Genomic DNA, 13,311 nt, shown 5'->3' on the forward strand with positions numbered 1-13,311 from the left:
CGGCCCGGCACGGGCGGAGGCGTGAACGTCGGGCCGAAGGCGAGCGGCGTCGCCGCCGGGTGACCCTGCGCCGCCGGGCGCGCCGGGGCCGCTCGCGACGGCGCGCCGGCGCCGAGCGCCGCAGCCGCGTCCGGATCGCCCGGGGCGAGCTCCTGGACCTTGCGCCAGGCGGCGCGGGCCTCTCCCGCATGGCCGCGCTCCTCGTGGACGCGCGCGAGCTCCTTGTAGACCGAGATCGTCTTCGAGGTCTGACCGAGATCGCGAAACGCCTGGGCGAGGAGCTGCAGCGTCTCGACGTCCTTCGCGTCCACCTTGAAGCAGAGCTGGAGCTTGGCGAGGGCGCGCTTCGTGTCGCCCTTGCCGAGGTAGACGTGCGCGAGCTCGCGGATGAGCGCGTGATCGTCCGGCGTGAGCACCGCGATCCGCTCGGCGACCTTGAGGTACTCGTCGGCGCGGCCGTTCCGCTTCAGGTAGGCGGCGGCGCGGCGGAAGCACTCCAGGGCCGCCGCCGGCTGGCCCGCGCGCGCCTGCATCTCGCCGAGCTTGATCGACGAGGCGATGTTGTCCGGGTCGAGCTCCACCATGCGGCGGAGGACGTCGGTGAGCCGGGCGAGGTCGCCCGCCTTCTCGTGGGCGGCCGCGACGGTCTGGAGCTGGCCCATCGCGTCGCTCATGAGCCCGAGCTGCTGGTAGAGCGCGGCGAGCCGCTCGTTGGCCCGGACGTCGTCCGGGTCGAGCTTCACGATCTGCTTGTAGACGGCGACCGACTTGAGGAAGAAGCCCTGCTCGGCGTAGGTCTCGGCGACCTTCTGGAACGCGGCGGCGGCGGCCTTGTCGTCGCCCTTCTTCTGGTGGAGCTCGCCGACCTTGAGGAGGATGCGGACGTCCTTCGCGTCCTCCGCGAGGATCTTCTCGTAGCTCTTGATCGCCTTGTCGTACGCCCCCTTCTGAACGAGCTTCGTCGCCTCGGCGATGATCTTGTTCTTGTCGACAGCCATCGGGCCGAGGGATCTCGCTGCGCTGGGGGGGCCCCGGGCATGTGCGCACGGGCGCACCGGCGCCAGCGGAAGGGCCCAGGGGCGGCGTCGAGCGTAATGGAAGGTCCGGGGGCGGTCAAGGAGCCACCCCCGCGAACCTACATAGGAATTCGGGTGTTGGAGCGGCCGCGGAGGCGCCCTGCGCGGGCGCGCTCCGGAGCCGTGAGCCTACCCCGCCGCCGAGGTCTTCGGCGCCTCGACGGGCGCGGGCGGGTTCAGGATCTGATCGACGATGCGGGTGTCGTACTGACCGCCCGCGAAGCCGGCGTGCGCGAGGACGCGCTTGTGAAAGGGGATGTTCGTCTTGATCCCCTCGATCACGTACTCGTGCAGCGCCCGCGCCGCCCGCTGCAGGGCGATCTCGCGCGTCGCGCCGGTGATGACGAGCTTGGCGACGAGCGAGTCGTAGTAGGGCTGCACCTTGTACTGCTCGTACGCCATGGTGTCGACGCGCACGCCGTAGCCGCCGGGCTGGTGATAGCCCGTGATCTTGCCGGGCGAGGGCGCGAAGGTGACCGGGTCCTCGGCGTTCACGCGGAACTCGATCGCGTGGGCGTGCGGCACGACCGACTCCTGGGTGCGCTCGAGCGGCTCGCCCGCGGCGAGGCGGATCTGCTCGCGCAGGAGGTCGAGCCCGTAGACCTGCTCCGTCACCGGGTGCTCGACCTGGATGCGCGTGTTCATCTCCATGAAGTAGTAGCGGCCCTTCTCGTCCATGAGGAACTCGATGGTCCCCACGTTGTTGTAGCCGATGCGCCGCATGGCCGAGAGCGCCACCTCGCCCATCTCGCGGCGGAGCGCGGGCGTGACGGCGGGCGACGGCGCCTCCTCGATCATCTTCTGGTGCCGCCGCTGGACCGAGCACTCGCGCTCGCCGAGGTGGATCACGTGGCCGTGCTCGTCGGCGACGATCTGGAGCTCGATGTGGCGCGGCTCCTCGACGTAGCGCTCGAGGTACATCGAGCCGTCGCCGAACGCGGCCAGCGCCTCGTTGCTCGCGGTGTCGAAGAGCTGGCGGATCTGGCCGCGGTCGCGGCAGATCTTCATGCCGCGCCCGCCGCCGCCGGCGGCCGCCTTGAGGATGACCGGGTAGCCGACCTCCTCGGCGATCCGCTCGGCCTCCTCGGAGTCCTTGAGCTTCCCGCGCGCGCCGGGCAGGAGCGGGAGCCCGGCCTGCTCGGCCGCCTCGCGCGCCGCCACCTTGTTGCCCATCAGCCGGATCATCTCCGGCCGCGGGCCGATGAACTTGAGGTTCATCCCGGTGACCATCTCCGCGAACTCGGCGTTCTCGGAGAGGAAGCCGTACCCGGGGTGAATGGCGTCGGCGCCGGTGACGTCGGCGGCCGACAGGAGCGCCCGGACGTTGAGGTAGCTGTCCCGGGACTGCGGCGGCCCGATGCAGATGGCCTCGTCGGCGAAGCGGACGTGGAGCGACTCGGCGTCGGCGGTCGAGTGGACCGCGACGGTGGCGACGCCGAGCTCGCGGCAGGCGCGGATCACCCGGAGGGCGATCTCGCCCCGGTTCGCGACGAGGACCTTCTTGAACATTCGGTGTGCTCCCGCGGGGGACTACCCCGGGACGATACGGAAGAGCTGCTCGCCGAACTCCACCGGCGTGGCGTTCTGGACGAGGATCTCGGCGACGGTGCCGTCGATCTCGGCCTCGATCTCGTTCATGAGCTTCATCGCCTCGACGATGCAGAGCGTCTGGCCCTTCTTGACCTTCTGCCCCACGTCGACGAACGGCGGCGAGTCCGGCGACGGCGCGCGGTAGAACGTGCCGACGAACGGCGAGCTCACGATCGTGCCGGGCTTGTCGCTCTTCACCTCCGCCTTGGCCGCAGGCGCGGGGGCGGCGGCAGGCGCCGGCACGGGCGCCGCCACGGGCGCGGCGTGGACGGCCGGCGCGGCGTGGAGCGCGACCGGCGCGGACGCGGCGAGCGCGCCGCGGCGGATGACGACCTTCTCCGGCCCCCGCTGCCAGGCGATGTGCGTGACGTCGCTCTTCTCGACGAGCTGCACGAGCTTCTTCACGTCCTCCATGGAGAAGCCCTGCCCCGCGCCGTTCTCCGGGGTGCGCGCGGGCTCCTGCGAGGGCTGCTGCTTCAGCGGGCGGGTCGCCATCGAGTGGATCTCCTTCGGTTCGGGACGGTGGGGCGGCTAGCCGGCGACGCGGGTCAGGTACTCGCCGGTGCGGGTGTCGATGCGGAGGAGCTCGCCCTCGTTGATGAAGAGCGGCACGTTCACGACGTAGCCGGTCTCGAGGGTCGCGGGCTTCGTGGCGCCGGACACCGTGTCGCCGCGGATGCCCGGATCGCACTTCACCACCTTGAGGTCCATCGCGTTCGGCAGCGTGACGCCGATCGCCTTCCCGTTGAAGAACAGGATGTGCGTGGTGGTGTTGTCCTTGATGAAGTTCTTCGCCTCGCCCATCTGCTCCTCGGTGAGGAACGTCTGGTCGTAGGTCTTGTTGTCCATGAAGTTGAAGTGGTCGCCCTCCCGATAGAGGTACTGCATCTCCTTCTCCTCGATGTCGGGCTTGCCCACCACGTCACCGGACTTGAACGTCTTCTCGATCGTCCGCCCGGTGATGAGGTTCTTGATGCGCGTCCGCACGAACGCCGAGCCCTTCCCCGGCTTCACGTGCTGGAACTCGATGATCTCCCAGGGCTCGCGATCGATCTCGATCTTGAGGCCGCGGCGGAACGCCGAGGTGTCGAGCGTGTCGGCCATTGCTGTGTCGCTCCTTCGAAAGTCCGATGTGAAAGATGATCCGCCCCGCTGCGCTCCGGCAGCGGGGGCTGCCTGTTCCGACGGTCGGCCGCCCGTCCGCTAGAGCTCTTCCTCGAGCTTCGGCGCGGTCACGCGGAGCAGGTAGCGCGCCTTCCCGAGGTTCCCGCCGGGCGTGAGCGCCACGACCATGAAGTACTCCGGGGAGACCTGGCGGGCCACGGCGACGAGCCGGTCCGTCGAGATCGCCACCTCCGCGACGCCGCCCGCCTCGTGCGCCTCGGCCGCCTCCCGCGCGCTGCGGAGGACGCCCGAGTACTCGACGAGCAGCGACCGCACGTCAGCGACGTCGCCCAGACCGGTGAGGTGCGTGTCGACCTCGATGCCGTCCATGCCCATGAGCGAGCACGCGACGGCTCCGTCGACGCTCCGGCAGACCTGCTCGAGATGGGCGCGGAAGCTCATGTGCGAAGGCTCCGCCGGCCAAAAACCTCCGTCATTACGAGCACGGACACGCGGAGCGGGCTCGTACTTAGCCCGCCCGCGCGCTCAACGTCAAGCGTTCGGCCGGAACGCGGCGCGTCAAGGCGTGGTGGTGGTGGTGGTCGGCGCCGCGCACGCGACGCCGAGCGGCACCTGCCCCACGGTGCCGCCGCAGGTGCCGACCACCGTCTCGCCCGTCGGGCACTGCGGCGGGCCGACGGGCCCCACGATGATCGGGGTCTCGTACGCGGCGGTCTCGAAGGTCGACTGGTCCGCGAACCGCCCCTTGAGCTTCAGCTTCGCGACGAGCTGACCGGCCACGAGCGGCGGCTGGAGCAAGAGCCCGACGACGGTGCTGCCGTCCGCCGGGATCATCGCCTGGGTGTGTCCCGCCGAGGTCCCGCTCGCGGCGCCGTCGTACTCGACCTCGTACTCCGTCACGTAGGCGTCGTTCGTGTTGAGCCGGCCAGCGGACAGGTCCGTGTTGTCCGGCAGCTGGTTGTTGACCTGCATGTACACGGAGAGCGTCGCCGTGAGGCTCGGGTCGATGCGCAGCGGCCCCATGTGCACCATCGTGCAGGTCGACTCGAAGACGCAGTCGGCGCCGGAGGCGTCGGGCGGGGCGCAGATGGCGAACGGCTGGATCGACGCGGCGTTGTCGGCGCAGGCGAGCGCGAGCGACGCGAGGGCGAGGGCCGCGAGTCTCGTCTTCATGGCAGCTCCTAGTTCCCCGCGGCGACCGCGGTCGACCGGTTCAGGATGCGGGGGGTGATGAAGATGAGGAGCTCGGTGTGATCGTCCTGCTCGCTCGTGTTGCGGAAGAAGTAACCGAGCAGCGGGAGCTTCCCGAGGAAGGGGACCTCGCTCGTGCGGTTCGCGGTCTGGCGGGTGTAGATGCCGCCGATGACGGTGGTCTCGCCGTCCTTCACGAGCACCTCCGTCTCCGCCTCGCGCTTCGAGATCGACGGCTGCCCGTTCGCGCCGGTGAGCTGGGGGTTCGGCTGGTTGTTGGTCGCCTTGATCTTGAGGAGGATCGAGCCGTCCGCGGAGACGTGCGGGGTCACCTTCAGCTCGAGCTTCGCCTCGATGAAGGTGGTGTTCACGCCCGAGGCCGACACCTGCGAGAACGGGATCGAGATGCCCTGCCCGATCGTCGCCTCCTTGTTGTCGATGGTGGCGATCTTCGGCGCGGAGATGGTCTTCACGACGCCGTTGTTCTCGAGGGCGGAGAGCCGCAGGTTCAGGTTGAAGGCGCCGCCCGCGGAGCCGAACACGAAGCCGAGCGCGCCGCCCTGGCCGTCGCCCACCGGCGCGGGGAGCGACACCGCGTAGTTCGGGTTCGCCGCGGTCCCGAAGCTGTTGCCCGGGCCGGCGCCACCCGCGGCGGCGACGTTGTTCGGGAACGAGAGCCCCGTCGGGTTGCCGGTCACCTGCGTGAAGGAGGCGTTGCCGCCCCACTGCACGCCGAGCGCCTTGTTGAAGTTGGACGAAGCCTCGACGATGCGGCTCTCGATGAGCACCTGCGGGATCTCGGTGTCGAGGTTCCGCACGAGCCCCTCGGCGCGCACGAGCGCCTCCGGGACGTCCTTCACGATGAGGACGTTGGTGCGCTCGTCGGTGGAGACCGAGCCGCGCTCGGTGAGCACGTCCTTCACGCGGCCGGAGACGTCGCCGGCGCGCGCGAAGTTGATCGGGATGATCCGGACCTTGAGCGGCATGAGCGGGATGCGGGCCTTCTCGGCCTCGACGCGCGCGAGCTGCTCCTTCGCGATGTCCTCGAACCTCGCGATGCGGATGACGTTGCCGAGCTCCTCCTTGCCGAGCCCCTTCGACTTGAGGACGAGGTCGAGCGCCTGGTCCCAGGGCACGTTGCGGAGGGCGACCGTCACCTTCCCGGTCACGTCGTCGGCGACGACGATGTTCTTCTTGGAGACGTCGGCGATGAGGCGCAGCAGGTTGCGGATGTCGATGTCGTGGAAGTCGAGGGTGATGCGGCGGCCGGTGTAGCCGCGCGACTGCGGCGCTCCGGAGAGCGCGTAAGCGGGGGCCTCGGCCGCGAAGCCCGCCGCCTGCGCCTCGCTGGCGCGCACCTCCGGGACCGGCGCGGGCCCTGCCGCGGACGACTCCTTGTCCGTGGAGGCGAACGTCCAGGCGAGGCCGCCCTTCGTCTCCACGATCTCGTCCTTCGCCGCGCCGCGCAGCGTGGCGACGACCTTCACCTGGCCGGTGGACGGCTGGTTGAAGGAGGAGACCATGAGGACCGGCCCCTGGAACGCGCTCGTGTCGAGCGAGCGCTCGAGCTTCTTCGGGATCTCCGCGTCCTCGAGCGACAGCACGATGGTGCGCGGGTCGGGGCGGGAGAGCGTGTAGCGCGCCTTCCCGCCGATCTCGATGCGGGCGGCCTTGCCCTGCTGGCCGAAGCGGACGTCGGAGATTCGGGCGCGGGTGGCCGGGGCCTTCTTCGCAGTGGCGGGCGAGGTCGGGGTCGGGGTCGGGGTCGCGGTCGCCGCGGCCACCTGCGCCTGAGTCGGGGCCGGCGCCGCCTTCGCGGCGTGGGCCTCGGCCCCCGCGACGATCGCGACGCCGCCAGCGACGCGCTTCACCTCGTACTGCGGGAGCCCTCCGGCGGCGTCGAGCACCGCCCGGATCTTGCCGTCGTCCTTCCCGAAGCGGACCTGCGTGAACGCGCCCGAGAGCTTCACGGCGCCCTTCGGCGCGCGCGTCACGCCGTGCAGGTCCAGCACGAGGCGCGCGGGGTCGCGCAGCTCGAGGATCTCGATCCGGCCCAGCTCGCCGTCGGTGGCGAGCACGAGGCCGTCCTTGCCCGGGCGCACGGCGCGGAGCGTGCGGGCCGAGCCCGCGCCGCCCTCGTCCACGCGGCGGGAGACGACGTGATCGTCGGATGAAGGGGTCGGGCTCTGGGCCGCAGTCCGGGTCGTCGTCGCGGCCGTTGCCGCGGCCGCAGTCGAGGTCGACGCCGGGATCGGGATCGCAGCGGCAGTGGCCGCGGTGGCAGGCTTCGCGCCCTCCGCGAGCACCCGCACCACCACCGCGTCGCCGCGGGGCGTGACCTCGTACGGACGGGCGGCGTCGAGCGCGACGATGACGCGCCCGACCGCGTTCCGGTCGTCCTGGTACTGCGCGGTCGTGATCTCCGCGACGCCGCCCTTGTTCACGGCGACGGGCGAGGCGAGCTTCGAGACGTCGGCGCCGGCGAGGTCCACCACCAGCCGCGGTGGATCCTGGAGCTTGAAGACCGTGTAGGACGGCGGGCGCGTCCCCTGGATCGCGACCTCGATCGCGCCGTCGCGCTCCGCGACGTCGAGCGCGTGGATCGCGTTCGGCTCCGCGGCGAGCGCTGGAACCGCGAGGGCGCCCGAGAGAACCACGGCGAGGCGCAGGTGGTGGACGTTCATGGGTGCTACTCCTCGAGGTTCATCGCCGCCTCGCGCGGGAGGCGGATGACGGTCTGGGTCCGGTCACGGGTCCCATCGGCGCGGATCGCCCACTCGGTGACGACCACCTCGCCCGAGCGGACGGCGGCGACGGTGCCCCCGTTCTTCCCGATGCACACGCCGCGGCGGAGCGTGTAGCCGACGCCGTTCGGCGCCTGCACCATGGCCACGGGGTTCTCGAGCCCGGTCACGACGGCGACGAGCTTCAGCTGCTCGATCTCGAACTTGCCGAGGGGGGTGGCGCAGCGGGTGGCGAGCTCACCGCCCTGCTTGGAGAGCTCCGTGAGGTAGCTGCGGAACGGATCGCGCTTGCCGACCGACGAGTACGACCACTCGGGCGCCTTCACCGGCGCCTTGGAGGTAGCGGCGGCGGGCGCCGCCGGCTGGGGAGCCGCGGCAGCGGTGGCGCCCGGCGCGGGCGGCGGCCGCTGGGCCGGCTTCGGGGAGCTCCCGCAGGCCACCGCCAGGCCGAGCAGCACGAGGAGCGCGAGACGCGGGCTCATCACTTCGCTCCTCCGGCGCCGGCGCCAGGCGCTTGCGTCTCGACGAACATGAACGCCGTCGCGAGGAACCTGGCGCTCAGGACGACCTTGCCGTTCACGTCCTTCGGGGCGTCGAGCGAGATGTCGTTCACGTTCACGATCCGGCGCATCCGCCCGAGCGCGTCGAAGAACGTCGCGATCTCGTGGAAGTTGCCGGTGACCGTCATGGGGATGGGCAGGCGGGCGTAGAAGCGATCGCGGACGGGCGCCTGCGGCTCGATCGTGCCGATCTCCAGCCCCGACTTCCGCGCGCGGTCCTGGAACAGGAGCAGGAGCTCGTCGACCTTCTTCTCCTCGGGGAGCTCCGCGAGCGCCTCGCGGAGCTGCTGCTCGAGGAGCTCCTTCTCGCGGCGGAACTGGTTCAGGTTGTTCGCGATGGCGGTCTTCTCGGTGAACTCACGGTCGAGCTGCGCCTGCTCGCGCCCGGCGCGCACGATCCGCTCGTTCAGCTCCGAGATGGACGGACCGAAGGTCATGGAGAGCACGAAGTAGTTGAGGACGGTGAGCAGGGAGACGACGAGGCCGACCACCGCTACCTTGGTGCGGACGGGCTCCTTCGCGATTCGCTCGATGAGCTGGTCCATGGCGCCTCTAGCCCCCCTGACGCGCGCCGGCGGCCGGCGCCGGACGGACGGCGTACGCGACGTTGGCGGTCATCATGAAGTCCACGACCCGGAACCCGTTCTCCACCTTCGACGCCGTCTTCTTGAGCTCGATCTCGCGGAACTGCGTCGAGCCCTTGAGCGCCGCCATGAGCTCCGAGACGTCGTCGATCGTCGCGGCCGTGCCCTCCAGCGTCACCGCCCCGCCCTTCTCCTCCAGCCTCCACAGCCAGAGCCGCTTCGGCGTGAGCGTGGCGAGCTCGTCGAGCATCTTCACCGGGCCGGTGCGGGCGGTCTTGAGCTGGGCGAGGACGTCCAGCTTCTCCCGGAGCTCCGCCTGCTGCGCCTTTATGTCCTTCACCTCGCCGATGATGCGGTCGAGCTGCGCGATCTCGCCGCGCGTGCGGGCGATGGCGGCCTTCTTCGCGGCGAGCTCGCTCGCGCGCGAGGCCGCCCAGAGATAGTTGAGGACGACGCCCAGCACGAGCACGAGCGCGAACAGGAGGAGCTGCTGCTTGCCCGCCTCCTTCTTCTTCGAGACGCGGGCGGGGAGGAGGTTGATGCGGACCATGGCTACTTGTCCCCCGCGCTGCGCAGGGCGAGCCCGACCCCGACCGCCGCCGACGGCGCCGCGGCGAGGAGCACGCCCGCGTCGAACTTCCGGTTGTCGACGTCCACGTTCTTGAACGGGTTCAGGAGCTCGACGTGCACGCCGGCCCGCGCCTCGAGCACCTTCTGGAGCGCCGGGATCCGGGCGGTGCCGCCCGAGACGAAGACCCGCCCGATGCGCGCGTCACCCGAGGTGGAGGCGAAGAAGTCGAGCGAGCGCTGGATCTCACCGCCCATCTGCTCGGCGACGGCCTGGATCACCCGCTCGACCTCCTGCGGGACCACGGCGTCGGTCTCACCCTGCCCGCCGACCTTGAGGGCCTCGGCCTCGTCGTAGGAGATGTTGAGCTGCTTCTGGATCTCCTCGGTGAAGGCGTTCCCGCCCATGGTGATGTCGCGGGTGAAGGTCGTCGCGCCGCCGGAGAGGATGTTGATGTTGGAGACGGCCGCGCCGACGTTGATGAGGACCACCGTCTGGCCGTCGAGGTCGTAGTTCGCCTCGAACGCGTTCTGCACCGCGAACGCGTCCACGTCGACGACGGTGGCCGTGAGCCCGGCCTCCGCGCAGACCGACGTGTAGTCGTTGATCATGTCCTTCTTCGCGGCGACCAGCAGGACGTCCATCTGCCCGGCGGCGTTCGCCTCGGGCGAGAGGATCTGGGTGTCGATGTTCACGTCCTTCACGTCGAAGGGGATGTACTGCTCCGCCTCCCACTGGATGGACTCGTCGAGCTCCTCCTGCGTCATCCGCGGCATCGAGATCTTCTTGATGATCACGGAGTGGCCACCGATGCCGATGGCGACCTCCTTCGTCTTCACCTTGTGCTGCGCGACGAGCTCCTGGATCGCCGAGACGATCGCGCCCGAGTTCATGAGCGCGCCGTCCACGATCGCCTCGGGCGGCAGCGGCGCGGTCCCGAACGCCTGCAGCGCGTACCCGCCCTTCTTCTCCTTGAGCTGGACGAGCTTGACGCCGGACGAGCCGATGTCGAGGCCGACGGCGAGCTTCCTCTTCGCCATGGCGGTTCCCTTCAGGCGACGGCCGGGCGGCGCCCGGCGTCCAGTTGACGGTAGGTCACGCGCGCCCTCCGCGGCCGCGTGCGAAGACCTTGAAGCGATCGGAGGGCGTGAGGCCCAGGGCGAAGATGATCTTGCGCTGCGTGTCCATGCGGCAGTCGAGGCCGCTCTCGATGCGGGCGACCGTCAGCGGCGACACCCCGGCCTTGCGCGCGAGCTCCGCCTTCGTGAGGAGCTGCTCCTCGCGCAGCCGCCGGACGTTGTTCACGGCGCGCCGGTGCGCGTCGTTCCGCTGTCTGGACGGTCGGGCAGGCATGCGAGCGCACGCTAAGCCAAGGCCGATGAAGGGATCAAGAAAGCGACCTGTGCGCGAGTCGGCAGGTGTGGGGAAAGGATGCGTCGTCGAGATCGAGTGATATCTAATTGATAGTTTTCACTCTGGGTCGGTGGAGAGAGCTTGACGGGTGGAGGGAATGGAGGGCCGCGCCCAGCGCGCGGGGGACCTCGAGCTCGACCCCGCCCGCGAGCCAGCGCGAGCGAGGCTACCCGAGCCCGTAGTCCTTGATCTTGTAAAGCAGCGCCCGGTACGAGAGCTCGAGCAGCTCGGCCGCGCGGGTCCGGTTCCCGCCGGTCCGCTCGAGCGCGGCGCGGATGAGCTGCTCCTCCACGGCGCGGATGGCCCGCTTCACGGAGAGGGAGTCGTCCGGGAGCGCGGCCGGCCGCGTCGAGCCGGGCGGCCCGCGGACCGCGTCCGGCAGGTCCTCCTCGCCGATGATCGCGCCCTCGGCGAGCACCACCGCGCGCTCGACCACGTGCTCGAGCTCGCGGACGTTGCCGGGCCAGCGGTGGGACCGCAGCGCCGCCTCGGCCTCCGGGGAGAAGGTCATCCCCACGAGCTCCGGCCGGAGCGGCGCGTAGCGCGCGAGGAAGTGCGCCGCGAGGGCCGGGACGTCCTCGGGGCGCTCCCGGAGCGGCGGCAGCCGGACGCCGACGACGTTGAGGCGCCAGTAGAGATCCTCGCGGAAGCGGCCCTCCGCGACGGCGCGAGCGAGGTCGCGCGCGGTCGCCGCGACAACCCGGACGTCCACCTTGCGCGCCCGCGTGTCGCCGACCGGGCGGACCTCCTCCTCCTGCAGGAAGCGGAGGAGCTTCACCTGGAGGTGCAGCGGCAGCTCGCCGATCTCGTCGAGGAAGAGCGTGCCGCCGTCGGCCTCTGCCGCGAGCCCCTTCTTGTTGCGGGTCGCGTCGGTGAACGCGCCACGCACGTGCCCGAACAGCTCCGACTCGAGGAGCTCGCCGGGGATGGCCCCGCAGTTCACGGCGACGAACGGCAAGGCCGCGCGCGGCGAGCGCTCGTGCAGCGCCCGCGCCACGAGCTCCTTGCCCGTGCCGGACTCGCCCTCGAGCAGCACCGTCGTCTTCTGCGGCGCCACCTTCGCGACCTGGCGCAGCACGCCCTGCATCGCCTCGGACGCGCCGACGATCGCCTCCGGGCGGTACTCCGCCGCGAGCTCCGTCCGCAGCCGGCGGTTCTCGCGCGCGAGCCGCTCGCGCTCCTCCGCCTTCCCGAGGACGAGCAGCACCTCGTCCGGCTTGAAGGGCTTCGAGAGGAAGTCGTACGCGCCGGCCTTCATCGCCTCGAGCGCCGCGTCGTGCGAGCCGTACGCGGACATGACGATGACGGTCAGCTCCGGCTCGCGTCGCTGGATCTCGCGGAGCAGCGCCAGCCCGTCCATGCCGGGCATCCGCACGTCGGTGAGGACGAGGTCGTACTCGCGGAGCTCGAGCTCGCGCAGCGCGTCGGCGGCGGTGGCGACGGCGCGCGCCTCCCGGCCGTGATCCGTCAGGATCACGGAGAGGAGGTGGCGCATGGAGGGCTCGTCGTCGACGACGAGGATGCTGCGGAACGTCACGGCGGGCACTCTAGCACGCGCCTCCGCTCCGCCCCGCGCCGCGCCCCGTCAGCCGGCGGCGCCGTCCCGCGGCGCGCGCCGCAGGCGGAGGACCACGCGCGCGCCGCCGCCCGGCGCGTTCCCGGCGCGGATCTCGCCCCTGAGCGCCTCGACGATGCCGCGGCAGATGGCGAGGCCGAGCCCGGTCCCCTCCCCCGCCGGCTTCGTCGTGAAGAAGGGCTCGAAGACGCGCGCCAGATCCGCCGCGGCGAACCCGGGGCCGCCGTCCTCGACGGCGAGCTCGACGGCCGGGCCGTCCTCGCGCGCGCTCACAAGCACCGCGCCCGCGCCCCCCGTCGCGTCGCCGGCGTTGAGGAGCAGGTTCAGGAGCACCTGCGCGAGCCGCTGCTCGTCCGCGAGCACGGCGGGGAGGTCCTCCGGGATCGCCTCGGTCACGTCCACGGCGCGGAAGCGCGCCTGCGCCCGCGCGAGCCGGAGCGCGGCGTCGAGCGGGCCGCGCACGTTCACGGGCCGCACCTCCGGCGCGCTCGGCCGCGCGAGGTCCAGGAGGTCCCGGACGATCCGGTCGATCCGCGCCGTCTCCGAGGCGATCCGCTCGGCGAACTCCGCCGCCTGCGCGAGCGCCGCGGGACGGCCGTCCCGGAGCCGTGCGCGCGCGAGCTCCGCGTACCCGGAGATCGCGCCGAGGGGGTTGCCGACCTCGTGGGCGATGCCGGAGGCGAGCTGGCCGGCCGTCGCGAGCCGCTCGGCGCGCACGAGCGACTCCCGCGCGTCGACGAGGGCGGCGTTCGCGCGCTCGAGCTCGGCCACCTTCTCGGCGAGGCGGAGCCGCTCCTCGACGAGCGCTCCGGCGAGCCGCTCGAACGCGACCTCCGCCCCGGCGACGCCGCGGCCGGCAGGCGCGGCGGGCTCGCCGGTGGGGG

14 protein-coding genes are annotated in these 13,311 nt (G+C 71.4%); all 14 read right to left on the reverse strand.

Annotated features, from left to right (window positions below):
* Positions 1 to 998, reverse strand: a 998-nt coding sequence (locus MNZ29_RS10255; protein ID WP_242355085.1) for a lipopolysaccharide assembly protein LapB, incomplete at its 3' end; no start/stop codon positions are given.
* Positions 999 to 1,205: 207 nt separating this feature from the next.
* Positions 1,206 to 2,585, reverse strand: a complete 1,380-nt coding sequence (gene accC / locus MNZ29_RS10260) for an acetyl-CoA carboxylase biotin carboxylase subunit (protein WP_242340956.1) — start codon at positions 2,583 to 2,585, stop codon at positions 1,206 to 1,208.
* Between the two features lie 21 nt (positions 2,586 to 2,606).
* Complete coding sequence (gene accB, locus MNZ29_RS10265) at positions 2,607 to 3,161, reverse strand: acetyl-CoA carboxylase biotin carboxyl carrier protein (RefSeq protein ID WP_242340957.1); 555 nt, start codon at positions 3,159 to 3,161, stop codon at positions 2,607 to 2,609.
* Positions 3,162 to 3,197: 36 nt separating this feature from the next.
* Positions 3,198 to 3,770: an elongation factor P gene (gene efp / locus MNZ29_RS10270; protein ID WP_242340959.1), complete on the reverse strand. Its 573-nt coding sequence runs from the start codon at positions 3,768 to 3,770 to the stop codon at positions 3,198 to 3,200.
* Between the two features lie 99 nt (positions 3,771 to 3,869).
* Positions 3,870 to 4,232 carry a hypothetical protein gene (locus MNZ29_RS10275; RefSeq protein ID WP_242340961.1) on the reverse strand — a complete coding sequence of 121 codons (363 nt, stop codon included), beginning with the start codon at positions 4,230 to 4,232 and terminating at the stop codon, positions 3,870 to 3,872.
* A 117-nt stretch (positions 4,233 to 4,349) separates the two neighbouring features.
* Entirely contained in the window at positions 4,350 to 4,964 is a 615-nt protein-coding gene (locus MNZ29_RS10280) for a hypothetical protein (protein ID WP_242340963.1), read from the reverse strand.
* An 8-nt stretch (positions 4,965 to 4,972) separates the two neighbouring features.
* Positions 4,973 to 7,666, reverse strand: a complete 2,694-nt coding sequence (gene pilQ, locus MNZ29_RS10285; RefSeq protein WP_242340964.1) for a type IV pilus secretin PilQ — start codon at positions 7,664 to 7,666, stop codon at positions 4,973 to 4,975.
* 5 nt (positions 7,667 to 7,671) lie between these two features.
* Positions 7,672 to 8,208 carry a pilus assembly protein PilP gene (locus MNZ29_RS10290; protein WP_242340966.1) on the reverse strand — a complete coding sequence of 179 codons (537 nt, stop codon included), beginning with the start codon at positions 8,206 to 8,208 and terminating at the stop codon, positions 7,672 to 7,674.
* Positions 8,208 to 8,831: a type 4a pilus biogenesis protein PilO gene (locus tag MNZ29_RS10295; RefSeq protein ID WP_242340967.1), complete on the reverse strand. Its 624-nt coding sequence runs from the start codon at positions 8,829 to 8,831 to the stop codon at positions 8,208 to 8,210. Before MNZ29_RS10295 ends, MNZ29_RS10290 begins: the two co-directional genes overlap by 1 nt.
* 7 nt (positions 8,832 to 8,838) lie before the next feature.
* Complete coding sequence (locus MNZ29_RS10300) at positions 8,839 to 9,420, reverse strand: PilN domain-containing protein (protein WP_242340968.1); 582 nt, start codon at positions 9,418 to 9,420, stop codon at positions 8,839 to 8,841.
* 2 nt (positions 9,421 to 9,422) lie between these two features.
* Positions 9,423 to 10,478, reverse strand: a complete 1,056-nt coding sequence (gene pilM, locus MNZ29_RS10305; RefSeq protein WP_242340969.1) for a type IV pilus assembly protein PilM — start codon at positions 10,476 to 10,478, stop codon at positions 9,423 to 9,425.
* A 55-nt stretch (positions 10,479 to 10,533) separates the two neighbouring features.
* Positions 10,534 to 10,791 carry a helix-turn-helix transcriptional regulator gene (locus tag MNZ29_RS10310; protein WP_242340970.1) on the reverse strand — a complete coding sequence of 86 codons (258 nt, stop codon included), beginning with the start codon at positions 10,789 to 10,791 and terminating at the stop codon, positions 10,534 to 10,536.
* A gap of 226 nt (positions 10,792 to 11,017) precedes the next feature.
* Positions 11,018 to 12,388: a sigma-54 dependent transcriptional regulator gene (locus MNZ29_RS10315; RefSeq protein ID WP_242340972.1), complete on the reverse strand. Its 1,371-nt coding sequence runs from the start codon at positions 12,386 to 12,388 to the stop codon at positions 11,018 to 11,020.
* 48 nt (positions 12,389 to 12,436) lie between these two features.
* Positions 12,437 to 13,311 (reverse strand): sensor histidine kinase (locus tag MNZ29_RS10320; protein WP_242355087.1); only part of this gene is annotated, 875 nt, incomplete at its 5' end.

It is taken from the genome of Anaeromyxobacter sp. SG64 (assembly GCF_022690745.1).
Taxonomy (GTDB): domain Bacteria; phylum Myxococcota; class Myxococcia; order Myxococcales; family Anaeromyxobacteraceae; genus Anaeromyxobacter; species Anaeromyxobacter soli.